Here is a 24,953-nt window from a genome sequence, read left to right as displayed (position 1 = left end):
AACTGTTCTGTAAATTTATTTGTTTTTAAAGCGATTTCAAAACGATTTTTTTAAATTATATAATTTCTGTAATAATTGATTTCTAATTGTTTAAGTTCTATGGTATTATGTTTGTAAAGAAATATTCTTAAAAAATAATTGAATATGAAAAGATTATTGTTATTGGTACTGATGATTATGACAGGTTTCAGTACTGGTTTTGTGAAATCTCAGGTCAATGTAAATATTAACATCAACAGTCAGCCAGATTGGGGACCTAGAGGTTATAATTATGTAGAATCCTATTATTTGCCGGAATACGATATTTATTATAATGTCCCGCATCGCAGATATTACTATTTTTCCGGAAACAGATGGTTGCACTCCACGGCTTTGCCGGTTAGATATCGTCACATTAATTTGTATCAAACTCACAAAGTTGTATTGGTTGACAGATATCCTTTTAAAAGACACAAAATTCACTACAAACAATATGCTCGATACAGAGGGAACCATGGAGATCATTTAGTTGTAAGGAATTATAAACACAAGCCTCACAATGTTGTTAAGGTTGGCCACTTTAATTCTAATCCTCGATATGTTCATAAAAAAATGGTTTCAAAAAAATATCATAATCAGCCTAAACATCAGAAGTTTGGCAAGATAAAAGGTCACGGCAACCCTCATAAAGGACACAGATAATTTAAAGTCAAATAAGAGTCTCAGTTTTTTTTAACCGAGGCTCTTATTTTTATAATTTTGAAATTTCTAGCTTCAGAATTTTCGCTTCATCAGAACATTCAGTAAATTTATCTGTTTTTTTGAAAGCTTGAAAAACAGACATTTCTCAATTCAGTTTTATTATGATAATTAGACAAAGAACCAACTGGTTTTTGATGCTTTTCATTTGGAAAGGTTCTGTTCTGCGAAAGATTATTCCGCAATTATTGATCATTACTTTGTTTTCGGTAATTGTACTCTATTTTAAAGGATTTATTTACGATTTCAAAGTCCATCTCAATCCTGCGATTTTCACATTGCTGGGTTTGTCTTTGGCCATTTTTATGGGATTTTGTAATTCTGCAAGTTATGACAGATTTTGGGAAGGACGCAAACTTTGGGGAGCATTGGTCATCGAGACAAGGTCTCTTACACGTCAGGTTTTGACTTTGATTAATGACAAGTCGCCAGATTCGAAAACTAGAAAACAGGAATTCGTAAAGATGATCTCTGCATTTTGTTGGGCGCTTAACTTTCAGTTGAGAAATAAAGAAGGCAATGAAAAACTTAGAGAATTACTTTCTGAAGAGAATTTTGAGAAAATAAATGATAAAAAGTTCAAACCAATTATCATCCTAGATTTGATGGGGGAGTGGATCAATGCTCAGAATCAAAACCAGAAGATCGATACAATTATTTTGTCTTCAATAGATGTACAACTGAATCATTTGTCCGGTATTGCAGGAGGTTGCGAAAGAATTGCGAATACGCCTTTGCCTTTTGCTTACAGCGTTTTGCTTCACAGGACTGTTTATCTGTATTGTTTTTGGTTGCCGTTTGGTTTGATTGATACGATCGGCTGGATGACACCAGTTATCGTTTTGTTCATCAGTTACACTTTCATTGCGTTAGATGCGCTTATTCAGGAGATTCAAGACCCGTTTGACGAAGAGGAAAATGATTTGGCGCTAAACAGTCTTTGCAAGACGATCCAGTTTTCTATTTTTGAACAGGCGGAAATCTCTCAGCCAAAATTCGAAACACCAACAAGCTATTTTATTGACTGATGGACTATTTCTCCGAACAAAAATTCTCAAAGCTCGGTACAGGCAAAATTCCGAAAGCGGATTACGACAATTGTATTTTTACGGATTGTAACTTCGCAGATCAGGATTTGTCCGATTACAAATTTTCCGATTGCGATTTCAAAGATTGTGATCTCAGCAACGTCAAAATCAATCAGACAGCTTTTCGGGACGTTGTTTTCAAAAACTGTAAATTGATAGGAATCAATTTTGAAGATGCTCATCAATTCAATATTTCATTCAGGTTTGAAGATTGTTTGATGAATCATTCCTCATTTTATCAATTGGACATTAGAAAAACGATTTTTAAAAATTGTAGTTTAAACGAGGCTGATTTTACGGAAACCAATCTTTCGAACTCAGTTTTTACGGATTCCAATTTGAGCAATGCTGTTTTTGACAGAACGATTTTGGATAATTCAGATTTCAGAGATGCGATTAATTTTTCCATTGATCCCAATCAAAATCAACTCAAAAAAACCAAATTTTCCAAAGACAATCTCAGCGGATTGTTAGACAGATTTAATATAATTATAGAATAAAACATAAGCCATGAGAAAATTCCCCTCCTCTGGAGGGGTGGCGAAAATTCAAAGAATGACGGGGTGGTCAATAAAATAAACCAAGAATATGAAAAAAATACTATACGCAAGCTTCCTTCTATCTATCACTGTTTCTGCACAATATACAGACTTTGATCTCATCAAAGAAGTTAAAGTTAAGAATAAAGGTGTTGTGGTTTCAGCGCATCCTTTAGCAAGTGAAGCAGGTTCCAAAATTATGAAGGAAGGCGGAAATGCCTTTGATGCTGCTATTGCAACACAACTGGCTTTGGCGGTTGTCTATCCTCAAGCTGGAAATATTGGTGGTGGCGGCTTTTTGGTTGCTGTTACTTCCGATGGGAAAAAGCTGGCTTTGGATTATCGTGAAACTGCGCCGTCTAAAGCAAGTTTCGATATGTATTGGGATAAAAAGGGAAATGCAAATACAGATCTGTCACAATATGGGAGATTGTCAGTTGGCGTTCCGGGAAGTATCTCCGGAATGTTCGAAACCTTGAAATATGCTAAACTTCCGTTTTCGAAATTGATAGAACCTGCAATAGATTTAGCGCAAAAAGGTTTTGCGATCACAGAGCAGGAAGCCGACCTTCTCAATCGACACCAAGCTGATTTCAAAAAACATAACAAGAACAAAATTGTTTTTATTAATGACAAAGGCTGGAAAGCTGGGGATTTGTTGATTCAGCCAGAGTTGGCAGAAACATTGAGACGAATCCAAAGGTCTGGAGAAAAAGAGTTTTATGAAGGAAAAACTGCTGAATTGATCCTTGCCGAGATGAAGCTCGGGAACGGGATTATTCAGGCAAAAGACCTTAAAAATTATAAAACGAAGGAAAGAAATGCTTTGTCTTTTGATTATAAAGGAAGCGAGATAGTATCAATGCCAATGCCTTCCAGCGGAGGAACATTGCTTGCCCAAATGCTGAAAATGGCTTCTTACGAAGACCTTTCAAAGTATCAACAGAATTCTGCTGAAGCGGTTCAGGTCATGGTGGAAGCCGAGAGGAGGGCTTATGCGGACAGAGCAGAATATATGGGCGACCCGGATTTTACCGAAGATAAAACCCAAATGCTGATTTCCGATGAGTATCTTAAAAACCGTTGGAAATCTTATAATCCAAACTCAGCGACACCAAGCAAAGATGTAGGTAAGATTGTGAATCAACCAAGAGAAAGTACAGAAACTACACATATTTCGATTTTGGATAAATCTGGGAATGCGGTTTCCATTACCACAACGCTCAATGGTTATTACGGAAGCAAAACAGTTGTTTCCGGAGCTGGTTTTTTCCTGAATAATGAAATGGACGATTTCTCCATAAAACCAGGCGTTCCGAACATGTTTGGCGCAGTTGGAGGAGAAGCGAACAAAATAGAACCGGGAAAAAGAATGTTGTCTTCTATGACACCTACAATAGTTCTAAAAGACGGAAAAGTAAAAATGGTTGTCGGGACACCTGGTGGAACTACAATTCCGACTTCGGTTTTTCAGACGATTGTTGGTGTGATTGATTTTAAGCAAAATGCCAATTTCTCGATCAATACACCAAAGTTTCATCATCAATGGTTGCCGGAAGTTGTGAAAGTAGAGTATGACTTCCCAGAAACGACCATCAAAGCTCTTGAGAAAAAGAATTATAAATTCGAAAAGATCAAACAAATCGGAAAAACGGAAATAATTCTTGTAGATGATCATCAAAATATCCACGCTGTTGCGGATGGAAGAGGAGATGATTCTGTGAGTGTAGAGTAATTTCACTATATTGTGATTAGTCTGCGCGCTCCAAAGTGGTTTTTGACTTAGTCTATAATCTTTGTGAATTATATAATATTAAAAAGAAATTCGATACTCTGATTTAAAATAAAAGGCTTCCAGATTAGGAAGCCTTTACAATTTATTTCTAAGTTTTACATTATCTGGCGATATTCACAGCTCTTGTTTCTCTAATAACAGTTACCCTTACTTGCCCAGGGTAAGTTAACTCATTCTGTATCTTTTCGGAGATGTCGTAAGATAGTTGGTAAGCATTTTCGTCATTTACTTTTCCGCTTTCTACCATTACCCTTAGTTCTCTACCGGCTTGGATGGCATATGCGCTGGAAACGCCTTCAAAACTCAAAGCTGCAGCTTCCAGGTCTTTCAATCTTTGGATATAAGATTCCAGAACCTGTCTTCTTGCGCCAGGCCTAGCTCCTGAAATAGCATCTGCAACCTGGATGATTGGAGATAGAAGAGAGGTCATTTCTATTTCGTCGTGGTGAGCACCGATGGCGTTGATAACTTCAGCATTTTCTCCATATTTTTCAGCCCATTGCATACCAAGAAGTGCGTGAGGCAATTCTGATTCCTGCTCCGGAACTTTTCCGATATCATGTAAAAGGCCAGCTCTCTTCGCTAGTTTTACATTCAATCCTAATTCAGCGGCCATGGTTGCAGCGATATTTGCAACTTCTCTGGAGTGTTGCAGCAGGTTTTGACCATAAGAAGAACGGAATTTCATTCTACCAACGATTTTTACCAATTCTGGGTGAAGGCCATGGATCCCAAGGTCGATAATGGTTCTTTTACCAACTTCGATGATCTCTTCTTCGATATGTTTTCTGGTTTTTTCTACCACTTCTTCGATTCTTGCAGGGTGAATTCTACCATCTGTTACCAATCTGTGAAGTGACAATCTCGCGATCTCTCTTCTCACGGGATCGAAACAAGAGAGAAGGATTGCTTCCGGAGTATCATCCACAATGATCTCAACTCCTGTAGCAGCTTCCAGAGCACGGATGTTCCTACCTTCTCTACCAATGATCCTACCTTTGATCTCGTCAGATTCGATATTGAAAACAGAAACCGAATTTTCTACTGCCTGTTCTGTCCCAATTCTTTGGATGGTCTGGATAACAATTTTTCTCGCCTCATTTTTTGCATTCAGTTGTGCCTCTTCCATGATGCTTTGAACGTGAGCCTGCGCTTTCGTCTTAGCTTCAGCTTTCAAAGATTCTACCAGTTCGTTCTTGGCTTCTTCTGCAGAATAATTGGAGATCTTTTCCAGCATTTCTACTTTTTGGGCTGTTGCAACATCCAGGTCATGTTGTTTTTTCTGAATGACCTCCAGCTTTTTATTATAGTCATTTACCTGTCTTTCTAGGTCCTTTTCAAGCTTTCCTGTTTTACTGAGCTCATCGTTCAGCTTGTTTTCTTTGTCCTTTATCCGTTTTTCGGCTTCCTGCATTTTTTTCTCTCTCTGATTGATATTGGAATCATGTTCCGATTTCAGTTCCAGAAATTTTTCCTTGGCCTGCAGATGTTTTTCTTTTTTCACAGCCTCCGCCTGAACTGTCGCTTTTTCTATAATGTTCTCGGCTCTTTTTTTGGCATCTTCTATAATGAATTGAGCTTTTGAATTGAGGGAACTTTTACCGAATAAAAGTCCACCGACCGCTCCTATGAGAATTGCCACGACACCGATGATAATAGTGATTGTGTCCATAAATTTAATATATATTGAGTTTAATTGTCCTTCTTTTCTGTGAAAGGTACACTGTATAATGACCTTTCATTTTAACCATAATACTTCATACATTTTACTTTGTATCAAGTATATAAAAAAACCTACAACAGTTCAGTTATAGAGTAAACTCCATAAAAACACGATTTGAACTGATTTTCACTCTCTGTAATCTGCGCAGGGCAGCACGCCATCGAATGAACTTTCGTCCGGTAATTTTTAATTGTTGAGTTTACTTCTTTGTGTTAGAACTATTGTAGGCAGCTTGTAATAGAAAAAATTATTTTTCCAATTGCTCTAAGAGCGTGTTGATTTTTGCAACACGTTCGTTTGTATTTATAATATTTTTTTCATTGTTTAAAGAATACACCTCTGCATTGGTCCCCAGTTTCAAAGCGCACATTGCAAGGGCATCCTGTTTGTCCCTTACATCGAAGCTCGATTCGAAATCCTTGATCATACTTTCTATCTGTTTCCCCACTTTACGCAGGGTCTCTTCTTCTGCAGCCGGTACATTCAATGGATAATTTCTTCCTGCAATATTGATTGTTATTCTTCTGAAATCCATTTTTATAAACCACTGTTTTGTAATTCAGAAACGCACATATCTATTTCTTTTACCAACCGATTGATGTGATTTTTCATCAGCCTGTTGTGTTCTGCGTTTCCCGATATTGCTGAATAGAGCTTTAATTCTTTGTTTTCTTCTACTAATATCTGGTTTCTGCGTTTTTCCTCGGCATATTCTTCCTTCACTTTTTGTAGCTCATCAGACGTTTCTGCGTATTTTTCCGAAAGATTCTTATACTTTTTATAAAGATTGAGGATCTTTTTTTCTAAAACAGAAAAGTTGTTTTCCAATTCGCTTAACATAACCAGAATTAAATTCTAACTTTTACAAAAATAGGAAAAATTAATGATGAATTAACACGATATTTCTCTTTTATGAGTTAGATGTTCTTTGTGTTTGATTTATAATGATTTAACTTTGAACAAAGAATCGAAGACAAATTAAAACTGAGTATTTGAATTTAAAAGTATTAGACAATATTTCTTCCCTGAAGACAGAAAAAGCTTTCATAAGAAAGCTCTGTTTATCTTTTATTCAAATTTCAATACGAACATGAATGCCCTCGACTGTAATGTGGAAATGGCGGATGACCAATAAGGTGGTGTAGTTGCCTTGTCTGCAACCAATTCGTTGTTGGTGAAGAATGTCCCCCGGATGGCGGGTGTCAGTTTGAACCTTTCAAAATAGAACTGGATACCGATCTCTGCCGACCAGCCAAAATTATGGGAGGTTGTACGGAAGACATTTTGCTGATTATCACTTTCCGAAGTTTCATTGGACTGCAAATTCATCAGATAATTGACTCCTGCAGCCGCATAAGGGCGGGAGTTATACCAACGGTCTCCATGGATCTCCAATAGAACAGGGACATCTATATAAGTGGATTTTACAACCTTCTTGATCATGCTTTCATCCGGATTTGTGATTACCTGGCTTAATTCTCCATTGGGCAAAAGTACTCCTGATGGATACAGTTCGTTAACGTGATCAAATGTATTGAAGGTCAGGTTTCTCTGTACGAAATGCAATCCAGGTTCTATTCTTAGGTCCAAAAATTCGTTAAGTCTCATTTTTCCGATCAATCCTGCTCCGAAGCTGTAAGTAGATTTGGGCTCTACGAGATTTTTGTTGCCATCGACTCCCAAGGTAGGATTCAGATTCATCTTGTAATCAAAATTATTGGCAGCCAGATAGAATCCATAGCTGAATTTCTCCAGATCCACGCCCTCTCTGTTGTGTGCCCTGTCTCTGGTTCTGAACAGATTATTATAGTTCTGCGCCTGCATAGCGCTTCCCGAAAGGATGATCAATGATAAAATTTTCAATAAACGCTGCTTCATTCTATTTGGTAGCTTTATAAATGGTGGCTATTCCCAGACTTAATTTTGTGTATTCTACTTTTCTGAAACCTGTATCGAGAAGTATTGTTTTCATTTTTTCTCCAAAAGGAAAAGCATTTACCGAATCCGGAAGATACGTGTAAGCGCGATTGTCTTTGGACACCAAACGCCCGATAGCAGGCAAAATGTTCTTGAAATAGAACATATAGAATGGGCCTAGAAATCCTTCTACTTTTGAGAATTCTAAGATATAAATACTTTTGTTCTCTTTTACAACTCTTCTGAGTTCCAATAAACCTTTTTCCAGATTTTCAAAATTTCTTACTCCAAATGCAACGGTAACTCCATCAAATTTATTGTCCTCGAACGGAAGTTGTTCAGCGTCTCCTTTCTGCATAGATATTTTACCATCCAGATTTTGCTTCCTAACTTTCTCTATTCCTACATTCAGCATCTGCTGGGAAAGGTCGAGTCCTACAACATCTGCATTGGTCCCTTTCTGTACTGTGATCGCAAGATCTCCTGTTCCGGTTGCAACATCCAGGACGAGCTCTGGCTTATCTTTTTTCAGCATGTCCACCAATTTGTTTCTCCAAAGCACATCTATTTTCATAGACAGGACATGGTTCAGAAGGTCATATTTTGGTGCAATGTTGTCAAACATGTCTTCTACCTGACTTTTCTTGCTGTACTCCGAGTTATATGGTGTTACTTTGTTATGCTCCATTTTATGAATGATAAATATTAAATGACACTGAGATTGATGACCATTTAATTTATTAAAGTTTGTAATAATTTTTATAATAATTAATGAAATCCTGTTTTCTGAAAATCTTGGATCTGCTTTCTACTTTTGCAACATTTTTGATGACACGGTCGTAGTCTTCATCCAGATTGTAATAAAAATCTTCAGAATAGAGTTTGTTCATTTTCTTAACATCGCCCAGATATTGTTTCTTATCGATCTCGATTCCTGGTTGTGCAGCAATCAAAGAATCTTTATTGAGTCCATAGCCGTAATATTGGTTATTGATGTAATAATCTTTATGGGTAATATTGATCAACCCTCTCACTTTTTCCACAGAGAAAGCGGAATCGTAAAGCATTTTTTTGTTCTGGTCAAAAACCTTGATGCTGTTTTTTCCTTTATTAAGGTCAACTTTCAGATATTGCCCTGCAGAAAGAATATTTTCCTGACCATTATTGATCTTGAAATAATAAGTCTCAGGCGTAGGGTTGTCCACCAAATAGTAGTTTGGCTTGGCTAAAAACAAAAAGTAGATAGCGAATGCAAATCCCATTGCCAACAAAGAAAAAATTAAACCTTTTACGGAAGCACTCAGATTTTTCATAGATAGTTTTTATTACTTTTCAAAGGTAAATGTGAAAGCAATATTAAAGGTGCGAATTTACGTATTTTTTCCTAGCCTGTAATTTTTATGATTCTGATATTAATCAAGACCCCGATTCTTGAAAAATAAAACCTCAGTGTCTCTCAAATTTTCTATTTTTTGAGGGATTGAATCAAAATCAGGTGCCTTGGTTCCGTTTTCTAAATGAAGATCCGGATTTTTGAAAATAATAGCCTCGTCCCAAATGTCCTGATCGATAAATTGTTGCAATGTAAATCTTCCGCCTTCCACAATCACAGATTGGATTTGTAATTCATACAATTTCTCCAAAATCTGATTGACAGAATTTTCCTTTTCTATTTTAATGAATTTCAAATGGTTTTCTTCTGAATCCTTTATCGAATTGAAAATAAGAGTATCTGCTTCATTATTATAGATTTTAAAATCATTAGGGACTTCAAGGTTGAAATCAATGAGAATCCTACTTGGATTTCTTCCTTCGATTTCTCTCACGGTCAAACCCGGATTGTCATGAAGCGCAGTGTTTTTTCCTACTAAAATAGCATGTTCCTCACTTCTCATCTGATGGACAAACTGCTTCGAAAGAGAATTGCTGATTTGGATCGGTTTGAAATCTTTGTCCATAAAACCATCCGCAGATTGTGCCCATTTCAGGATAATATAAGGCCGTTTTTTCTCATGATAAGTGAAAAAACGTTTGTTGAGTTCTCTGCAATCATCTTCTAAAATGCCGGAAACAACTTCGATTCCTGCGTCAGAAATTATTTTTTTTCCTTTTCCGTTCACTTTATCGTGGCTGTCCATGGCGCCGATCACGACTTTTTTGAATCCCAATTCCACAATTTTTAGTACACAAGGCGGTGTTTTTCCAAAATGCGCACAAGGTTCCAGGGAGACATAGATCGTAGATTCCGGAATCAGATGTTTATCCTCGTCTTTTACCGAATTGATGGCATTGATCTCAGCATGAGGCTCACCCGCTTTCTTGTGAAAACCTTCACCAATGATCCTGTCGTGGTGAACGATGACAGAGCCTACCAAAGGATTGGGGTAAGTTTGTCCCAAAGCTTTTTCTGCCAACTCTATGCAACGTTTTATATAGAATTCATCATTCGTCATTATCTAACTTCTAACATCTGAAATAATTATTTCTTTTTGTCAACTTCTGTAGGCTTGTAAGTCACGGACGGAATTGCGGTTTTTATCGCTGCTTCCATTATTCTGCCTCTTTCTTTTGATAAGGACCTCGCTGCATATTTTAGATCACCTGCAATTCTTTTGGAATAAGAAAAAATGACGAACGATTTTTTTTCGCCCGTATCATAACTCTTGAATCTGTCAAGATTGTATTCTGCAAAAGGTTCGCCTTCACTGGGCGTGGTTGTCGTTAGATAATCCACAATCATCTCTTTGCCGTCAGGGCTTTCTGTTATGCTTACGAAAGAATATTTGTCCTGGGTCCTGTCCTTGCGTTTCTCCACAAAATCTACTTTTTGTTTCACAGCAGTTTCCATGTCAATTTCTTTGTCGAAATAGGAAATGTTGATCAATTCCTTATAATTGCTGAGCTCATCATCTCTCATGATGTATTGTTGCTGTGCCCAGGTTGCTGAGTTTTGTTTGCTCAAAGCCAGAATAAATTCATTTCCATAGAAGTTTAATGGGCCTGGGATATTCAGTCGTTCTGTGATTTCTATTGGAGTTGCAGCAGGTGTAGTTTCCTGAGCATGAAAAGCTGATGTAAAGATCAAACCTATTGAAATGGCGAGTAGATTTCTGACTTTCATATATTTTGGATTTTGTTGTTTGTACTTAATACCTTTTAATTTTACTTTTCGGCATCAATTTCCTTTAAGATCTGATTGATCTGTTTTAGTGCATTTTGATATTCATCAATGAGGCCTTTGCTGTTATAACTCAGGTTAGAATAGTTAGACTGCATCTTTTGACTTGTATAAAAATCCGATAGATTACGATTACCAGAATCAGCATCCTTTATTTTCAGTTGTTCGGAATTTATAAAATTAACTCTGAATGTCAGATTGGGCAAGGTTTGTTGATAATACGCCAATATTTCGTTCTTGAGAACATCATTTTCTATGGTCCCAATTTTACCACTAGATTTGAAACCCTCATACCTTCCAACATTGAATGCGGAGCCTAAAAGATAGAAATTAGAATGTGAACCCACCAGGCTATCTGTGATAGGAGTTTTAAGATTTTTCAGAGAAAGGATAAACTTATAATCGTTTTCTAAGTTTGATAATGTTTTTTTATTTTCTTCAATAAGTTTTGCATCTGCCTGTAGGTCTGCTTTCAGTTCTTTCAGGAATTTATTAGATTCTTTTTGTTCGTGATTATGCTCACTCCAGCCATGCAACCAGATAGAAAGGGATACAGCAAAAACGATGATAAAGATTTCTATGATGATTTCTTTGATTTTTTCATTAACTGTATGTTTTGGACTTTTCACAGTTTTATAAATTTTCCTGGAATGTTTGCTGATTTCTTCTTGCATAACTTATTGTTTCGGATTGGATGAAATATTATTTTTTTTTACTTCAATTCTTGTGGGATCTCACAAACGGGGATCGGATTCATCTTATGTTGGGTGGCTTTGTTAAGTTTGAGATAGATTTCCATCACTTCTTTTTGCCTGCCTTCAAAATCTGCTTCTGTTTTACCCGCAAATTGCTGTTCCATTGCCCATTCCAGTTCAGGATAGGTTGCGCCCATTTGGTCTTCGTCGGTCTTATCCGCATCCCAAAGCCCGTCTGTTGGAATAGCTTTTTGAATACTTTCCAATATATCAAGTTTCTTGGCGATTTCGTAGACCTGTGTTTTGTAAAGGTCGGCAATAGGAGAGATATCTACACCACCATCGCCATACTTTGTATAGAATCCGACACCAAAATCTTCGACCTTGTTTCCTGTCCCGGTCACCAATAGACCATTAAGCTGTCCATAATAATAAAGTGTTACCATTCGGAACCTGGACCTGGTATTGGCCAAAGCAAGATTTTTGCTCCAAGCACCTTCCTTATAATTGTTTACTGTGGTTTCGAAGCTTTCAAAAACAGGGGTAAGGTCAACAGTGAAACCTTCTACATTTGGGAAATTGGATTTTAGAAATTCAATGTGATCTTGTGCTCTGTCCACCTGATCAGCTTTTTGACGGATCGGCATCTCCAAAACCAAAGTTTTCAAACCTGTTTTTGCTGCTAATGTGGAAACCACTGCGGAATCAATTCCTCCGGAAACTCCCACAATGAAACCATTTACTTTAGCGTTGATAGCATAATCTTTTAGCCAGTTTACAATATGATCGATTACTTTTTGTGTCTGCATTCTTTTATTTTCTATTATTTTTTTTTAATTCATACCAATTACAAATATCGCCTTTGTCAAGAAAAGTCCCTTTGTTTTCAAAACCTAATTTCGTGAGAATATAGTTGGAGGTCAGATTTTCAACATCGGCATAAGCATATATCTTATCAGCATTCAGTTGATCAAATCCTAAGTCTAATGAAGCTTTCGCGGATTCTGTAGCATAACCTTTTCCCCAGAATTCAGGTAGAAACCGATAGCCCAATTCATAAACGTTTTTGAAGCCGTTGACTTCTTCTGTCAAAAGTTTGATCCCACTCCAGCCAATAAATCTATTACTTTCTTTTTCTACCACCGCCAATCTTGCGGTTCCGTTCTTTTCGTATTGACCAATAAGATTTTCAATCATCTCAAGGCTTTCTTCTTTCTTCGTCAAAGGCTGTATGCCTACATATTTTACAACATCGGGATTGCTGTCCAACAGAAACATATCATCCAGGTCATCTGGCGTTAATTTTCTTAACATCAATCTTTCGGTAATAATTGGAAGCTTCATCCTTTAAAATTCTTATTTTTGCTTTTCGATAATCTTAATGTAAAAATAATGAAGTTTTTCCGATATATCTCTTTTTCGGCGATAATTGTTTTCAGTTTATCCGCCTGCAAAAAGGAAAATGAAAACCAATGGGATGTCGAGATCAAGAATCCTGTCAAAAAAGTTGAGCTTACCGATTTGTCTGGTGAATTTTATAATTCTTCTGTTAGCTTGGACGATTTCAAAAAGAAATATCCTTGGTTTCAGGGTTCTGTTCCAGATGCCGATTACGGAGACCGAAGAAAAGATACAATGGAAGTTAGGGTTTACAAGGAAGCAATTTCAAAAATCGATAAGACTAAGCTGAACAAAGAACTTGCTGATCTGTTTTCTCATATCAAGAACTATTTCCCGAAATTTGTGCCGCCGCATATTTATTTATATTCATCGGTTATTGATCCGCAAAATGTTACAGATCCGATTTTTCTGAGAGAAGATGAGAATATGCTTTTCGTAGATATAACCGGTTTTATGGGGGACGGGAACAAAAATTATAATGGTCTCGACCTTTACTTTCAAAAATCTATGAATCCGGAAAATCTAGTTCCGAAGATTTCTGCTTTTTTCGCCGCAAGATTGGTTCCTGCTCAGATGGAGCAGCAAAAATTTTTAGATCAAATCGTTTACCAGGGAAAGATTCAGATTCTTCAAGATGCTTTTTTACCAAATGTTCCGGATAATCTGAAAATGAATTATACAAAAGCTCAATATGACTGGGCTGTTGCGAATGAAGCCAATATCTGGAATTATTTTGTAGAAAACGATTTGCTTTTCAGTCCTGATCCCAATCTTTCTGAGCGCTTCATTACTGTTGGCCCGTTTTCAAAATTCTATACGGAAGTGGATAGAGAAAGCTCTCCGCAGATTGCAATTTGGACTGGTTGGCAGATTTGCAAACATTATTTGAAAGCTCATCCGGAAGAAAAATTACCTGTGTTTTTGAAGAAAAATGCAACGGAGATTTTCAATGCTTCAGATTACAGGCCAAAATAGAATTGGAGTATTTGACAATGTAATATTACTAGAGGAGAATTCTTCTTTTGTCAAGTTTTACGCCTTTGTGAACTTAAAAACAGCTAACAATAAAAAATCTTTGTGGACTTTGTGTCTAAAAAAGAATGTAAATATTTAAGAATAAAATCAATGAAAAAGACAAAAATCGTTATAGATGTAGAATTGGACGATAATCATGTTCCCGAAAAGTTGTTTTGGAAAGCCGAAGACGGCGGAATAAAAAGACAGGAAACCAAAGCAGCGATGATCTCAGTCTGGGACAGCAAAGCAATGGAAGCTCTTAGAATCGACCTTTGGACAAAAGATATGCCTGTTGACGAAATGAAAAGATTCTTTCATCAGATTCTGGTTTCTATTGGACACACTTACGAAAGAGCAACCAGCGAAGAAGATGTGGCGCAATGGTTGGGAGAAATTGCAGAAGAATTTGCAGTAAAGTCGGCTATTAAAATGTAAAATTAATTTAATCATATACCAATGTATCAGTTTACCAATAAATTCAATTGTTACATTGTTAGATTTTTAGATTGGTAAATAAAATATTATGAAATTCAATACAAAAGTGATACACGGTGGACAACACCACGAACCAGCAACCGGTGCTGTGAATGTTCCTGTATTTTTAACATCAACCTTCGCACAAAAAAGTCCGGGACAACTGCTTTCCGGCTACGAATATTCAAGGGGAGCGAATCCTACAAGACAGGCTTTGGAAGATGCTTTGGCTAGTATAGAAAACGGAGCGAGAGGTCTGGCTTTCGGTTCCGGTTTGGCTGCTATCGATTGCGTTCTGAAATTGCTCAACCCTGGCGACGAAGTGATTGCTGTGGACGACCTTTACGGCGGTTCTTACAGGATGTTCACCAGATTATTCGAAAAATATCAGTTGAAATTTACTTTCATCGGTTTTGATAATGTTGAAGAATTAGAGAATGTGATTACCGATAAAACCAAATTGATCTGGCTGGAAACGCCTACTAATCCTTTGATGAAATTGGTGGATATCAAAATGGTTGCTGATACTGTAAAAGGCAAAGATATTTTAATTGCGGTTGATAACACTTTTGCAACGCCTTATATTCAAAAACCATTGGATTTAGGTGCTGATATTGTGATGCATTCTGCAACGAAATATTTGGGCGGACATTCTGATGTGATTGCCGGCGCTTTGATTGCAAAAGATACGGAATTAGGAGAAAAATTACATTTTATCCAGTTTGCAAGTGGTGGAATTTTAGGGCCTCACGATTCTTATTTGGTGTTAAGAGGAATCAAAACTTTGGCACTTAGAATGCAAAGACATTCTGACAATGGTTTCGAAATCGCTAAATATCTTGAGAATCATGCTTTGGTAGAAAAGATCTATTATCCGGGATTATCGTCTCATCCACAGTATGATCTGGCGACAAGACAAATGACAGAATTTGGCGGAATGGTTTCCTTCACGTTCAAATCCGGTAAAAAAGAAGATGCGATTAAATTCCTGGAAAATATCAAAGTTTTCACTTTGGCAGAATCTTTGGGTGGAGTAGAATCATTGGCAAATCTTCCTGCGATGATGACGCACGCTTCGATTCCAGAGGACAAAAGAGCAGTTCTTGGAATCACGGATGATCTGGTAAGACTAAGTGTCGGAATCGAAGATGCGGAGGATTTGATTGCTGATCTGGAAAAGGCGTTTAACTCAATTAATAATTAACAATTAATCATTAAAATGACTTTTCGTGATGCGACTTTAGAAGACCTTCCTAAAATTGTGGAAATTTATAATTCTACAGTTGCATCGCGATTGGTTACTGCTGATCTGGAACCCGTTTCTATTGATAGTAAAATCAACTGGTTTCATCAGCATAACTCCGAATTCCGTCCGCTTTGGATAGTTTTGGATTCGGATAAAAATATGGTTGGTTGGGTAAGTTTTCAGGATTTCTACGGAAGACCGGCTTATCAGAAAACGGCAGAAATCAGTATTTATATTGATGAAAAATATCGGGGAAAAGGTTTAGGCAGGTTGATTCTGGAATATGCCATCGAAAAATCCCACGAACTTGGAATCGAAAATCTACTGGCTTTCATCTTCTCCCATAATCTTCCGAGTTTGAATTTGTTCGAAAAGTTTGGTTTTGAATTATGGGCAAATCTCAAAAATATTGCCGAACTCGACGGTGAAAAAAGAAGTCTGATTATTCTCGGAAAAAATATCAAGGATTAAAGTAAAATGGAAAGTATCACGCACTGTCTGTATTGGGTTATTTCCGTTTTAGCGATTTCGTCGGTGCTGATTCCGGCTATCAGAAATAATTACTGGACTTTTCGGGTTTTTGATTATCCACGGTTTCAGAAATTTGTAATTCTTCTTGTTCTGATTGTTACGTGGTTTTTTGTTTTTGATAAGCCTGGTATTTACGAAAAAATCATTCTTTCCGTAGAGATCGTTTGCAGCGTTTATTTGTTTTACATCATCACTCCCTACACCAGATTCGGGAAAACGATGATTGATAAAACGCAGCCAAATGCAGAAGAAAAAACTTTGGATATTCTTGTTTGTAATGTTTATCAGCATAACAGGAATTATCAGAAATTAATAGATTTAGTTAAAGAACAAGATCCGTCAGTTTTGTTTTTTCTGGAGACCGATGAAGAATGGCAAAATGCTTTGAAACCGGTTACCAAAAATTACGAGTATAAAATTGAAGTGCCGCTGGCCAACACTTACGGGCTTTTGTTTTACAGCCATTTTCCGGTTAAAAATTACGAAGTCAATTATTTGATTGATGATGAGATCCCGTCGATTGTTGCGGATCTGGATTATAATAATCAAACGGTCAGATTGTTCGGAATCCATCCGACACCACCGGTTCCGCAGGAAAATCCGGAAAGTACCGAGCGCGATGCGGAGATTCTTCTGGTAGGTGAAAAAGCTCAGGAATTTGGAAGCCCCGCAATAGTTTTTGGAGATTTGAATGATGTCGCCTGGTCCAGAACGACCAAGTTGTTCCTAAAATCCAGCGGAATGCTCGACCCGCGGCGTGGAAGGGGAATGTTCAATACATTTCACGTCAAATATTGGTTTCTGCGCTGGCCTCTGGACCATTTTTTCGTAAGCCCGCATTTCCGGTTGGTCGATATGAAAGTAATGAGGTCTGTGGATTCCGACCATTTTCCGATCTGGATTTCGTTGGTTGTGCGAAATGAGGATAAAGAAGACCAATTCGAAATTTCACAAGGAGAAAAAGAAGAGGTAGTTGAAAAGATTGAAGAAGGTATCGAAAAAGGCGATGCCAACGATTAGTTACATATCCTTCGACAAGTTGTTCAGGATGACAGTGCTAGAAGTAAGGTCTAATCAATGTTGTCAGGCTGAGCCTTTCGAACCCTCAAAATTTTTTATTACTTTTAAATTTAATTAAAATTTATGAAAAAGCTGATTCTTGCTTTCGCAGTTTTATTTTGTGTTCAATTTTCTTTCGCTCAGAAATCTGAAGCTAATCCGATTTATATTGTTGATAATGTGATTGTTTCTAATGTTTTGCTCCATAGCTTCAATCCGAATGACATAGAAAGCGTTCAGGTTTATAAATCACCGTCTTCGCAAATCGAACAATATGATGATCTCGTCAAAAATGGTTTGATCAATATCATCATGAAAAAACCTCTTAATCTCGAAAAAGTAACGGTTTCCGAGGCCAAGAAAAGATTGAACCTCACATCAGCATCAAGATTTTTCCTGAATGATATCGAAGTTCACAACGAATCGATTCTGATTGCGGAAGATCTTTTGAAAAGAGCCCGAATTCTGCAGCCCGATAAGAAATTCAATAATTATAAAGTTCCAGCCATCAGCATAGAAACCAATTAAATTTTAACGAAGCTAAAATCTTCATACCTTAAAATATAAGTTTCATTTTAAATTATTTTGTGCCTTTGCGTTAAAACAAAATACAGTTTGCCCAATTTGTTTTTCCCTTTCTGAATCCCTATTTTTGCTGAAATCGATAAAATTTCAATATGGTTTTCACTAAAGCAAATTTATTCTTTAGCGCATTGTTCTTAGTTTTAATTTCAAATTCTTTTTCTGCACAAAACCGAATCAGCGATCACAATAATATCGGCTGGTACGTTTACAACGGAACTTTCAAATTAGATTCCAAATTCTCCATCCATACTGAATATCAGTGGAGAAGAAATGATTATATCACGACCTGGCAACAGAGTCTTTTGCGTCTGGGAATCAATTATCAGGCAAATCCGAATCTGCAATTGCGCCTAGGTTACGCCTGGGCAGAGACTTTTCCTTACGGCGAAATCCCATTGAACGGAATGGGAAAAGACTTCACGGAACATAGGATTTACGAAATGGCAACGGTGATCGACAAGATTGGAAAAATTGATTTGTCACACCGTTTTATGTTGGAACAGCGCTGGGTTGGACGATATTCTAATGCCAACTTGACCTCGGAAGATCAATATCCTTTTATGAACAGAGCGCGATATATGATTCGTTTGCAAATGCCTTTGAAAGGAAATTCAATTGCGGACAAAACGCCTTATGTTGCAGTTTATGATGAGGTGATGATTGGATTCGGGAAAAATGTTGGTGAGAATATTTTTGACCAGAATAGAATCGGAGTTTTGTTAGGATATAAATTCAATGATTTGGTAAGAGTAGAAGGCGGTTATCTGAATCAAATTATTCAATTAGGAAGGGAAGTGGAAGGTAAAAACGTGTTCCAGTACAACAATGGTTTTATCATAAGTGCAAATTTTAATTTTGATTTCTCCAAGAAAATGGTTGATTAGACTAACCACAAAAGTCACAAAAGTTTTTATTCAAATTTTCTACTTTTTGTTGATAAGGGCTTCGACTCCGCTCAGCCTGACACCGTTGATGATTTAAGTCTAGTGTTAGAATTGTCATACTGAGTATTTCGACTTCGCTCAATATAAACTAAGTCGAAGGATTTTAGGTTGATTTTTAGCTTAAAGAGCAATTAACTTTTTCTTTTGTGACTTTTGACTTCGTCGAATCTTCGATTTGTGGTAATTTTTTAATTATAATCTTTAATTTCGCAGTATGAAAATAGCATTCTTAGGACCCGAAGCATCTTTTACGCAGTTGACCGCGACTCAATTATTCCCAAACGAAGAATTGATTCCAAAAGCCAATATTTTAGATTGTTTTCTGGCGATTCAGAATAATGAGGTGGATAAAGCGGTGGTTCCGTTGGAAAACTCGATAGAGGGAACGGTTTCTATGACTTTGGATTATCTCTATCAAACGCCTGAAATCCGAGTTGAAGCGGAAGCTGTAATGCCGATTGCGCATCATCTGATGATTCATCCAAGTAACGATAATGACAACACGATTGAAAAAATCTATTCTCATCCGCAGGCACTTGCGCAAAGTTTTCATTCACTTAACAAAAATTATCCGGACGTTCCAAAACAGGAATTCGCTTCTACGGCAGCTGCTGCCAAACGGGTTTCTGAAAATCCAGACCGAAAAATTGCGGCAGTTGCGAATAAGTTTGCAGCAGAATTATATGGATTGAAAATCATTAATGACAATATCCACGATGTGGAAGAAAATCACACCCGGTTTATTGTGATTTCTAAAAGTGAGGAAAGTTTTGACAGCGATTTGAACAGTTCCGGAAAGAAAACCGGACTTTTGATTACTTTACCACAAGACCACGCCGGAGGCTTACACCAGGTTTTATCGGTTTTTGCGTGGCGAAATATGAACCTTAGCAAGATCGAATCCCGAACTTTGAAAACAAAATTGGGGAATTATTTCTTCTTTGTGACCGTTGTTGGTAGTTGGGATGATGTTCTTTATGTCAATTCGATTGATGAGTTGAGAGCAATTGGCGCTGATGTTAAGTTTTTGGGGAATTATAAGGAGTTTTTGCTGGAGAGTTAAATGATTTCTAACTCTCTTTGAATATTTTCTCTAGCCTTTTCTTCATATTTTCCTTTGAAGTAATCGGTTTTGAAAATTTCTTCGAATTCTAAAAAGTGAATCAGTACCTTTTTGCGTCCAGGCTTATACATAAAGTCAGGATAAATTGAATATTCTTTTCGGATTTGTTGAGTGTAATTTTCATAGATTTTCCAATCCTGACCGAGAATTGCCAAATCTGCATCAAGGAGAAAATTGGTGTCAGAGTCTTCATTTTTCTTGTGAGATTTTGTTGCTAGGATTTGATTGTGAATTCTGGCTATTTTCTCTTGAGGGATATTCAGTTTTTCAAGTCTGATTTTTGCCTTTTCTGCACTTTTCTCTTCGTTGTCTTTGGATGTCGCTTTGTAAATAATGTCATGATAGAAAATTGAGAAAAGTATGGAATCATAATCTAAAATTTTATCTTTCACTTCTTCCAATTCTAGAATCATATTTTCAAGATGAATGAGATTGTGATATTTTCTGCTTTTTTGAGAATAAGATTGTTCTATTTCTTTCCAATAATCTTTTTTTAATATTTCATTATCGGAATATTTTGAAAATAGTTCTTTATAAATATCGCTAATTTTCATATCACAAAATAAAATTATTGAGTTTGAATAAAAATTAATGTTTTAAGATTAATGTTTTGAAAGGATCCTCACCAATATTTACTAAAATTCCTTTGTCAGTTAAAATACTTAATAGCTCACCAAACTTTTTTTCGGTCTCTATGTTTTTTCTGATGTAATCTAGAGATTTTGTCGTTTGTAAAAATTCAAAGAGATAATGATTGTCAATTGCTCCAAAATTTCCAGCCCTATTAATTTTAACATGAAGAAACTGTTCTGTTTCAATATTTATGAAATCAGATGCGTCACCATGAAACCAATAAGTCCAGTTCTCTCTTAGTTTTCCTTTTCTTAAATTATTTTCTACGTTTAGTAGCTTTCCAAATGGATTTTCAGCTGATAAGTCAAGATTAAATTCATCAGCCAATATCTTTATCATTTCGTTCGCCTTATTCTCAAAAGCTTTTATGACAATAATTAATAATTCTAATTCCTGCATAAAATATTTATTCGATTACTGAATATTGTCAATTTTCTTATTAATAAAAAAATAAACCGGCAATCCAAGCAAAATTAATCCCAATCCTGGCCAAGTATATTGTGGCTTATAGATGAATAATAAAATACAAAATCCGGTTCCAATCAAAAGATAAAGAATGGGCGTGAAAGGATAAAGAAAAGTTTTGTAACCTCTTTCCAATTCGGGTTTTTTGATTCTCAAATAAATCACACCAAAAACGGTTATCATATAAAACAAAACAATCACGAACGAAATCATATCCAGCAGATCGCCATATTGTCCGCTAAGACAAAGCAAACTTGCCCAAATTCCCTGCATCCAAAGTGATTTTGCAGGAACACCATTTTTATTATTTTCTACGGCTGATTTTAAGAACAAACCATCTTTTGCCATCGTTTGGAAAACTCTTGCTCCGGCGAGAACAATTCCATTCACGCAGCCAAAAGTTGAGATCATTACAAGAACTGCAATGATTATTGTTCCGGCATTTCCGAACATTTTTTCGGCTGCAGCAACAGCAACTCTGTCATTCGCTGCAAAAGCGATAGAATCTCTGTCAAGCGCATTGAGGTAAACAAAATTGACCAAAAGATAAAGAATCATCACAGCAGAAGTTCCCAAAATCATTGCTTTCACCACGTTTTTCTTTGGATTCTCGATTTCGCCGGAAATGAAGGTCACATTCTCCCAGGCCACAGAACTGAAAACCGAACCAACCATTGCCGCAGCAATTCCGCCCAGAACAGTTGCGCCGGAAATATTTTTCCATTCGGTTTGTTTCAGATTTTGGAAGGCATCCCAACCGAAACTCATGTTGGAATTCCAATTGGATTGAGAGATCAAAACGAAGCCAAGAACAATCAAACCAAGAAGTGCAATAATTTTGGATGAGGTAAAAACATTCTGAAGAAGCTTTCCACTTTCTACGCCTCGGGTATTCACAAAAGTCAGGAATAGAATCACGCCAATCGCCAGAATCTGAATCCAGGTGATTTTAAAGTCGCCATTTTGGAAAATCGGAGCAGCGTCATTAAGTGCCGGGACAAGATAAGCTGTAAACTTTCCGAAAGCAACCGCAACTGCCGCAATGGTTCCTGTTTGAATTACAGTGAACATTCCCCAGCCGTATAGAAATCCCATCGGTTTGCCGAAAATCTCTGTGATGTAAGTGTATTGTCCGCCTGCTTTTGGAAACATTGCTGACAATTCGCCGTAGCTAATGGCCGCTGCAACGGTCATTACTGCTGTAATCACCCAAACGACAATCAGCCAATAGCCGGAACCGAGATTCCGCATAATGTCTGCGCTCACGATAAAAATCCCGCTTCCAATCATCGATCCCATTACGATCATTACAGCGTCCCAGAGTTTGAGTTTTTTCTCCATAGTTTTTATTAATAATCAAATATAACAATAATCAACACATCAAAAGCTGTATATTTATGGTTATAAAAATTTTGTTTTCGAGTCTATGAAAATCAGTTTGTGTCTCATTGTTAAAAATGAAGAGGAAGTTTTAGCAAGATGCTTGGAAAGTGCGAGAGATTTTGCGGATGAAATCATCATCGTTGATACGGGTTCTACCGATAAAACGAAAGAAATTGCCAAGCGATTCACGGACAAAATTTACGATTTTGAATGGGTCAATGATTTTTCTGCCGCTCGTAATTTTGCATTTTCCAAAGCAACTATGGATTATCAGATGTGGCTGGATGCGGACGATATTGTTCCTGAAAAATCGGTTCAGGAAATCAATGAGTTGAAGAAAACTTTAAATAATGATGTTGAGATCGTCACGATGAAATATGTCTTGTCATTTGATCAAAATAATAAACCTGCGTTCTATTCTACCAGGGAAAGGTTGTTTAAAAGAAGCAGGAATTATGAATGGATCGATCCTGTTCACGAATGTATTCCGTTAATAGGACAACTGCAATATACTGATATTGAAATTTGGCATAAAAAAACGAAATTGGAAGCGCTTTCTACCAGAAATATTGATATTTACAGAAATTTGGAAAATAGTGGGAAAGAGTTTTCCCCAAGACAACTATATTATTATGCTAGAGAACTGAGGGATCATGGGAGATTGCAGGAGGCAATCGGATATTATGAGAAATTTTTGGCAACGGAATTAGGTTGGTTTGAGGATATAATTAGTTCTTCTTATGATCTGGCTGTTTGTTATAAAAATATTGGTCAGAGAAATAAAATTCTTCCGACTTTGCTCAAAAGTTTTGAATATGACATTCCAAGAGCATCGATTTGTTGCGAATTGGGATACTACTATAAGGATGAAGGCAATTATGATTTGGCGTTTCGCTGGTTTGATTTAGCCACAAGGCTTGCCCACTCAACTTCCGTAGGGTTTATTCACGATGATCATACAGGCTATATACCGAATATTGAAGCTTGTGTTTGCTTATGTTTTTTAGGAGATTACCAAAAAGCAGATGAATACAATGAAAGGGCTTCTTTATCAAGACCCGACTGTTCTTCCGTGAAACAGAATAGAGAATACCTGAAAACAATGTTGGGACATTGATTTGAACATCCTTTAAATTATAAATATCATCTCGGGCGCTTATGTCCGCCATAGCCAAGTTTTCCTACATTATCATTTGATCAGGCGGTTTGTGGTTTTTATATTATTTGTAATAATTTAATATTTGTATTTTTTATATTTATATATTTGTATATCATTGAAAAACTAATAAATATATAATATATACGATATGAAAACTACATTAATCACGGGTTGTTTTCTGCTTTTGGGTTTTTCTATCCAAGTTTCAGCCCAAGAGTCTGTTAATGCCAATGGAGATAATTCTTCCGGTTCGGGTGGGAGTGTTACTTCCTCAATTGGTCAGTCCTTTTACGAAACATCCATCTCTTCGTCAGGTAATGTTTCTACAGGTGTTCAGTATTCCTATGAAATAATAGAAACTTTAGGCTCTGACATCAAAGAAATTAATCTAAGTCTTAAAATCTATCCAAATCCAACTCCAGATGTATTGTATCTTAAGGTTGGATTTCCTGATTATAGGAAATACCGTTATGAGCTTTTTGACAGTAGTGGAAAAGTTTTAACAGGTAAGGCTATCAATGGATCCCAGACTTCTATAACTGTGACCTCTTATCCTGCGGCTGTCTATTATCTTAAGATATCAAAAGATGGTAAAGTTGTCAAGGTCTTCAAGGTTTTAAAAGCTGATAAATAAAATAACTAATAAATAATAATTTAACTATGAAAAAGCTTTCTTTTCTAGCGGCCTCTTTGGCTTCTATTTTGGCATTTTCCCAATCACAGGATGCTATGAGTTATCAGGCTATCATAAGAAACTCAAACAATGAACTGATTAAGAATCAGAATGTAGGGATGAAATTCTCTATATTAAAAGGTTCTCCGACTGGAACAGTCGTGTATTCTGAAACGCAAAGTCCACAAACCAATATGAATGGGTTGGTCACTGCTAAGATAGGTGCGGGGACATTGGTAACTGGTTCTTATTCTGCAATAGACTGGGGTGCTGATACTTATTTCATCAAAACAGAAACAGATCCTAATGGTTCAACGAATTATACTATAACGGGAACATCCCAACTATTGAGCGTGCCGTATGCATTGTATGCAAAAAATTCTGGAAGTTCGCTTCCTGGCCCTACAGGGGCTACAGGCGCAACAGGTCCTCAGGGAATCCAAGGCATTCAGGGCGTTACGGGTAATACTGGCCCCGCAGGTGCACAAGGTATAACAGGTGCGGTAGGAGCGACTGGCGCAACAGGTCCTCAGGGAATCCAAGGCATTCAGGGTGTTACGGGTAATACTGGCCCTGTAGGCGCACAA

At 36.9% G+C, this 24,953-nt stretch carries 28 protein-coding genes and 1 pseudogene; 15 read left to right on the top strand and 14 right to left on the bottom strand.

Features of this window, described 5'->3' with window-relative positions; all coding sequences use genetic code 11:
• Positions 1 to 144 precede the first annotated feature (144 nt).
• The 4 genes from K319_RS20750 (at position 145) to ggt (ending at position 4,100) form a co-directional block, all read left to right on the top strand.
• Positions 145 to 681, top strand: coding sequence for a hypothetical protein (locus K319_RS20750; RefSeq protein ID WP_051230788.1), 537 nt, complete (start codon positions 145 to 147; stop codon positions 679 to 681).
• A 161-nt stretch (positions 682 to 842) separates the two neighbouring features.
• A complete protein-coding gene (locus K319_RS0117935; RefSeq protein ID WP_027384864.1) occupies positions 843 to 1,766 on the top strand; it encodes a bestrophin family protein in 924 nt (307 codons plus the stop codon).
• Entirely contained in the window at positions 1,766 to 2,326 is a 561-nt protein-coding gene (locus K319_RS0117930; RefSeq protein ID WP_027384863.1) for a pentapeptide repeat-containing protein, read from the top strand. Before K319_RS0117935 ends, K319_RS0117930 begins: the two co-directional genes overlap by 1 nt.
• Positions 2,327 to 2,414: 88 nt before the next feature.
• Positions 2,415 to 4,100 (top strand): gamma-glutamyltransferase, encoded by a 1,686-nt coding sequence (gene ggt, locus K319_RS0117925; protein WP_027384862.1) that lies wholly within the window; start codon positions 2,415 to 2,417, stop codon positions 4,098 to 4,100.
• A 160-nt stretch (positions 4,101 to 4,260) separates the two neighbouring features.
• Here ggt and rny read toward each other — a convergent pair whose 3' ends face one another.
• The 11 genes from rny to K319_RS0117870 form a co-directional block, all read right to left on the bottom strand.
• Complete coding sequence (rny, locus tag K319_RS0117920) at positions 4,261 to 5,832, bottom strand: ribonuclease Y (RefSeq protein WP_027384861.1); 1,572 nt, start codon at positions 5,830 to 5,832, stop codon at positions 4,261 to 4,263.
• A gap of 298 nt (positions 5,833 to 6,130) precedes the next feature.
• Positions 6,131 to 6,418: a cell division protein ZapA gene (locus K319_RS0117915; protein WP_027384860.1), complete on the bottom strand. Its 288-nt coding sequence runs from the start codon at positions 6,416 to 6,418 to the stop codon at positions 6,131 to 6,133.
• Between the two features lie 2 nt (positions 6,419 to 6,420).
• Positions 6,421 to 6,723, bottom strand: coding sequence for a hypothetical protein (locus K319_RS0117910; protein WP_027384859.1), 303 nt, complete (start codon positions 6,721 to 6,723; stop codon positions 6,421 to 6,423).
• 228 nt (positions 6,724 to 6,951) lie between these two features.
• Complete coding sequence (porT, locus tag K319_RS0117905; protein ID WP_027384858.1) at positions 6,952 to 7,761, bottom strand: type IX secretion/gliding motility protein PorT/SprT; 810 nt, start codon at positions 7,759 to 7,761, stop codon at positions 6,952 to 6,954.
• Between the two features lies 1 nt (position 7,762).
• Complete coding sequence (gene ubiE, locus K319_RS0117900) at positions 7,763 to 8,488, bottom strand: bifunctional demethylmenaquinone methyltransferase/2-methoxy-6-polyprenyl-1,4-benzoquinol methylase UbiE (protein ID WP_027384857.1); 726 nt, start codon at positions 8,486 to 8,488, stop codon at positions 7,763 to 7,765.
• A 52-nt stretch (positions 8,489 to 8,540) separates the two neighbouring features.
• Positions 8,541 to 9,113, bottom strand: coding sequence for a hypothetical protein (locus tag K319_RS0117895; protein ID WP_027384856.1), 573 nt, complete (start codon positions 9,111 to 9,113; stop codon positions 8,541 to 8,543).
• 99 nt (positions 9,114 to 9,212) lie between these two features.
• Positions 9,213 to 10,253, bottom strand: coding sequence for a bifunctional diaminohydroxyphosphoribosylaminopyrimidine deaminase/5-amino-6-(5-phosphoribosylamino)uracil reductase RibD (gene ribD, locus K319_RS0117890; protein WP_027384855.1), 1,041 nt, complete (start codon positions 10,251 to 10,253; stop codon positions 9,213 to 9,215).
• 26 nt (positions 10,254 to 10,279) lie between these two features.
• Positions 10,280 to 10,921 carry a hypothetical protein gene (locus K319_RS0117885; protein WP_027384854.1) on the bottom strand — a complete coding sequence of 214 codons (642 nt, stop codon included), beginning with the start codon at positions 10,919 to 10,921 and terminating at the stop codon, positions 10,280 to 10,282.
• Positions 10,922 to 10,962: 41 nt separating this feature from the next.
• Positions 10,963 to 11,652, bottom strand: a complete 690-nt coding sequence (locus tag K319_RS0117880) for a hypothetical protein (protein WP_027384853.1) — start codon at positions 11,650 to 11,652, stop codon at positions 10,963 to 10,965.
• Between the two features lie 38 nt (positions 11,653 to 11,690).
• Entirely contained in the window at positions 11,691 to 12,482 is a 792-nt protein-coding gene (gene nadE / locus K319_RS0117875; protein WP_027384852.1) for an NAD(+) synthase, read from the bottom strand.
• 4 nt (positions 12,483 to 12,486) lie between these two features.
• Positions 12,487 to 13,017: a GNAT family N-acetyltransferase gene (locus tag K319_RS0117870; protein WP_027384851.1), complete on the bottom strand. Its 531-nt coding sequence runs from the start codon at positions 13,015 to 13,017 to the stop codon at positions 12,487 to 12,489.
• Positions 13,018 to 13,065: 48 nt separating this feature from the next.
• On the opposite strand from K319_RS0117870, the gene gldB reads away from it, so the two are divergent.
• The 8 genes from gldB to pheA all read left to right on the top strand — a co-directional run bounded on the left by gldB (position 13,066) and on the right by pheA (position 19,993).
• Positions 13,066 to 14,049, top strand: a complete 984-nt coding sequence (gene gldB, locus K319_RS0117865; protein ID WP_027384850.1) for a gliding motility lipoprotein GldB — start codon at positions 13,066 to 13,068, stop codon at positions 14,047 to 14,049.
• A 150-nt stretch (positions 14,050 to 14,199) separates the two neighbouring features.
• Entirely contained in the window at positions 14,200 to 14,526 is a 327-nt protein-coding gene (gene gldC, locus K319_RS0117855) for a gliding motility protein GldC (protein WP_027384849.1), read from the top strand.
• Positions 14,527 to 14,614: 88 nt separating this feature from the next.
• Complete coding sequence (locus K319_RS0117850; protein WP_027384848.1) at positions 14,615 to 15,769, top strand: cystathionine gamma-synthase; 1,155 nt, start codon at positions 14,615 to 14,617, stop codon at positions 15,767 to 15,769.
• A 15-nt stretch (positions 15,770 to 15,784) separates the two neighbouring features.
• Positions 15,785 to 16,282 (top strand): GNAT family N-acetyltransferase, encoded by a 498-nt coding sequence (locus K319_RS0117845; RefSeq protein WP_034672136.1) that lies wholly within the window; start codon positions 15,785 to 15,787, stop codon positions 16,280 to 16,282.
• Positions 16,283 to 16,288: 6 nt separating this feature from the next.
• A complete protein-coding gene (locus K319_RS0117840) occupies positions 16,289 to 17,362 on the top strand; it encodes an endonuclease/exonuclease/phosphatase family protein (protein WP_027384846.1) in 1,074 nt (357 codons plus the stop codon).
• A 123-nt stretch (positions 17,363 to 17,485) separates the two neighbouring features.
• A complete protein-coding gene (locus K319_RS0117835; protein WP_027384845.1) occupies positions 17,486 to 17,929 on the top strand; it encodes a SusC/RagA family TonB-linked outer membrane protein in 444 nt (147 codons plus the stop codon).
• Positions 17,930 to 18,078: 149 nt separating this feature from the next.
• The gene (locus K319_RS0117830; protein ID WP_034672133.1) at positions 18,079 to 18,870 is read left to right on the top strand and encodes a DUF2490 domain-containing protein; all 792 of its coding nucleotides are present in this window, start codon (positions 18,079 to 18,081) and stop codon (positions 18,868 to 18,870) included.
• Between the two features lie 274 nt (positions 18,871 to 19,144).
• Positions 19,145 to 19,993 carry a prephenate dehydratase gene (gene pheA, locus K319_RS0117825; protein ID WP_027384843.1) on the top strand — a complete coding sequence of 283 codons (849 nt, stop codon included), beginning with the start codon at positions 19,145 to 19,147 and terminating at the stop codon, positions 19,991 to 19,993.
• On the opposite strand, the gene K319_RS0117820 is transcribed toward pheA, so the two are convergent.
• Genes K319_RS0117820 through K319_RS0117810 form a run of 3 tightly spaced genes read right to left on the bottom strand, consistent with a single transcriptional unit; the run spans position 19,990 to position 22,492 of the window.
• The gene (locus K319_RS0117820) at positions 19,990 to 20,607 is read right to left on the bottom strand and encodes an HD domain-containing protein (protein ID WP_027384842.1); all 618 of its coding nucleotides are present in this window, start codon (positions 20,605 to 20,607) and stop codon (positions 19,990 to 19,992) included. The two genes, pheA and K319_RS0117820, sit on opposite strands and share 4 nt — an antisense overlap.
• 34 nt (positions 20,608 to 20,641) lie before the next feature.
• On the bottom strand, positions 20,642 to 21,085 hold the full coding sequence (locus tag K319_RS0117815; protein ID WP_027384841.1) for a DUF6896 domain-containing protein: 444 nt from the start codon (positions 21,083 to 21,085) through the stop codon (positions 20,642 to 20,644).
• A gap of 15 nt (positions 21,086 to 21,100) precedes the next feature.
• Positions 21,101 to 22,492 (bottom strand): APC family permease, encoded by a 1,392-nt coding sequence (locus K319_RS0117810; RefSeq protein WP_027384840.1) that lies wholly within the window; start codon positions 22,490 to 22,492, stop codon positions 21,101 to 21,103.
• An 85-nt stretch (positions 22,493 to 22,577) separates the two neighbouring features.
• Here K319_RS0117810 and K319_RS0117805 point away from each other — a divergent pair, with 85 nt between their 5' ends.
• The 3 genes and pseudogenes from K319_RS0117805 to K319_RS21850 form a co-directional block, all read left to right on the top strand.
• Positions 22,578 to 23,651 (top strand): glycosyltransferase, encoded by a 1,074-nt coding sequence (locus K319_RS0117805; RefSeq protein WP_027384839.1) that lies wholly within the window; start codon positions 22,578 to 22,580, stop codon positions 23,649 to 23,651.
• Between the two features lie 190 nt (positions 23,652 to 23,841).
• Positions 23,842 to 24,327, top strand: coding sequence for a T9SS type A sorting domain-containing protein (locus K319_RS0117800; protein WP_027384838.1), 486 nt, complete (start codon positions 23,842 to 23,844; stop codon positions 24,325 to 24,327).
• Positions 24,328 to 24,353: 26 nt separating this feature from the next.
• Positions 24,354 to 24,953, top strand: a pseudogene (locus tag K319_RS21850) (collagen-like protein); the annotation flags it as partial.

The organism is Epilithonimonas caeni DSM 17710 (genome assembly GCF_000426465.1).
Taxonomy (GTDB): domain Bacteria; phylum Bacteroidota; class Bacteroidia; order Flavobacteriales; family Weeksellaceae; genus Epilithonimonas; species Epilithonimonas caeni.
This window is presented reverse-complemented; position numbering and strand designations above follow the sequence as displayed.

What these genes read in the sequence shown, in the direction of transcription:
- K319_RS20750 (WP_051230788.1), top strand. Translation starts at nt 145, where the DNA reads ATGAAAAGATTATTGTTATTGGTACTGATGATTATGACAGGTTTCAGT.
- K319_RS0117885 (WP_027384854.1), bottom strand. Translation starts at nt 10,921, where the DNA reads ATGAAAGTCAGAAATCTACTCGCCATTTCAATAGGTTTGATCTTTACA.
- ribD (WP_027384855.1), bottom strand. Translation starts at nt 10,253, where the DNA reads ATGACGAATGATGAATTCTATATAAAACGTTGCATAGAGTTGGCAGAA.
- K319_RS0117850 (WP_027384848.1), top strand. Translation starts at nt 14,615, where the DNA reads ATGAAATTCAATACAAAAGTGATACACGGTGGACAACACCACGAACCA.
- K319_RS0117800 (WP_027384838.1), top strand. Translation starts at nt 23,842, where the DNA reads ATGAAAACTACATTAATCACGGGTTGTTTTCTGCTTTTGGGTTTTTCT.
- ubiE (WP_027384857.1), bottom strand. Translation starts at nt 8,488, where the DNA reads ATGGAGCATAACAAAGTAACACCATATAACTCGGAGTACAGCAAGAAA.
- K319_RS0117845 (WP_034672136.1), top strand. Translation starts at nt 15,785, where the DNA reads ATGACTTTTCGTGATGCGACTTTAGAAGACCTTCCTAAAATTGTGGAA.
- porT (WP_027384858.1), bottom strand. Translation starts at nt 7,761, where the DNA reads ATGAAGCAGCGTTTATTGAAAATTTTATCATTGATCATCCTTTCGGGA.
- K319_RS0117910 (WP_027384859.1), bottom strand. Translation starts at nt 6,723, where the DNA reads ATGTTAAGCGAATTGGAAAACAACTTTTCTGTTTTAGAAAAAAAGATC.
- K319_RS0117870 (WP_027384851.1), bottom strand. Translation starts at nt 13,017, where the DNA reads ATGAAGCTTCCAATTATTACCGAAAGATTGATGTTAAGAAAATTAACG.
- K319_RS0117805 (WP_027384839.1), top strand. Translation starts at nt 22,578, where the DNA reads ATGAAAATCAGTTTGTGTCTCATTGTTAAAAATGAAGAGGAAGTTTTA.
- rny (WP_027384861.1), bottom strand. Translation starts at nt 5,832, where the DNA reads ATGGACACAATCACTATTATCATCGGTGTCGTGGCAATTCTCATAGGA.
- pheA (WP_027384843.1), top strand. Translation starts at nt 19,145, where the DNA reads ATGAAAATAGCATTCTTAGGACCCGAAGCATCTTTTACGCAGTTGACC.
- K319_RS0117835 (WP_027384845.1), top strand. Translation starts at nt 17,486, where the DNA reads ATGAAAAAGCTGATTCTTGCTTTCGCAGTTTTATTTTGTGTTCAATTT.
- gldC (WP_027384849.1), top strand. Translation starts at nt 14,200, where the DNA reads ATGAAAAAGACAAAAATCGTTATAGATGTAGAATTGGACGATAATCAT.
- K319_RS0117895 (WP_027384856.1), bottom strand. Translation starts at nt 9,113, where the DNA reads ATGAAAAATCTGAGTGCTTCCGTAAAAGGTTTAATTTTTTCTTTGTTG.
- nadE (WP_027384852.1), bottom strand. Translation starts at nt 12,482, where the DNA reads ATGCAGACACAAAAAGTAATCGATCATATTGTAAACTGGCTAAAAGAT.
- K319_RS0117915 (WP_027384860.1), bottom strand. Translation starts at nt 6,418, where the DNA reads ATGGATTTCAGAAGAATAACAATCAATATTGCAGGAAGAAATTATCCA.
- K319_RS0117840 (WP_027384846.1), top strand. Translation starts at nt 16,289, where the DNA reads ATGGAAAGTATCACGCACTGTCTGTATTGGGTTATTTCCGTTTTAGCG.
- K319_RS0117820 (WP_027384842.1), bottom strand. Translation starts at nt 20,607, where the DNA reads ATGAAAATTAGCGATATTTATAAAGAACTATTTTCAAAATATTCCGAT.
- K319_RS0117810 (WP_027384840.1), bottom strand. Translation starts at nt 22,492, where the DNA reads ATGGAGAAAAAACTCAAACTCTGGGACGCTGTAATGATCGTAATGGGA.
- K319_RS0117830 (WP_034672133.1), top strand. Translation starts at nt 18,079, where the DNA reads ATGGTTTTCACTAAAGCAAATTTATTCTTTAGCGCATTGTTCTTAGTT.
- K319_RS0117815 (WP_027384841.1), bottom strand. Translation starts at nt 21,085, where the DNA reads ATGCAGGAATTAGAATTATTAATTATTGTCATAAAAGCTTTTGAGAAT.
- K319_RS0117935 (WP_027384864.1), top strand. Translation starts at nt 843, where the DNA reads ATGATAATTAGACAAAGAACCAACTGGTTTTTGATGCTTTTCATTTGG.
- K319_RS0117930 (WP_027384863.1), top strand. Translation starts at nt 1,766, where the DNA reads ATGGACTATTTCTCCGAACAAAAATTCTCAAAGCTCGGTACAGGCAAA.
- K319_RS0117880 (WP_027384853.1), bottom strand. Translation starts at nt 11,652, where the DNA reads ATGCAAGAAGAAATCAGCAAACATTCCAGGAAAATTTATAAAACTGTG.
- gldB (WP_027384850.1), top strand. Translation starts at nt 13,066, where the DNA reads ATGAAGTTTTTCCGATATATCTCTTTTTCGGCGATAATTGTTTTCAGT.
- ggt (WP_027384862.1), top strand. Translation starts at nt 2,415, where the DNA reads ATGAAAAAAATACTATACGCAAGCTTCCTTCTATCTATCACTGTTTCT.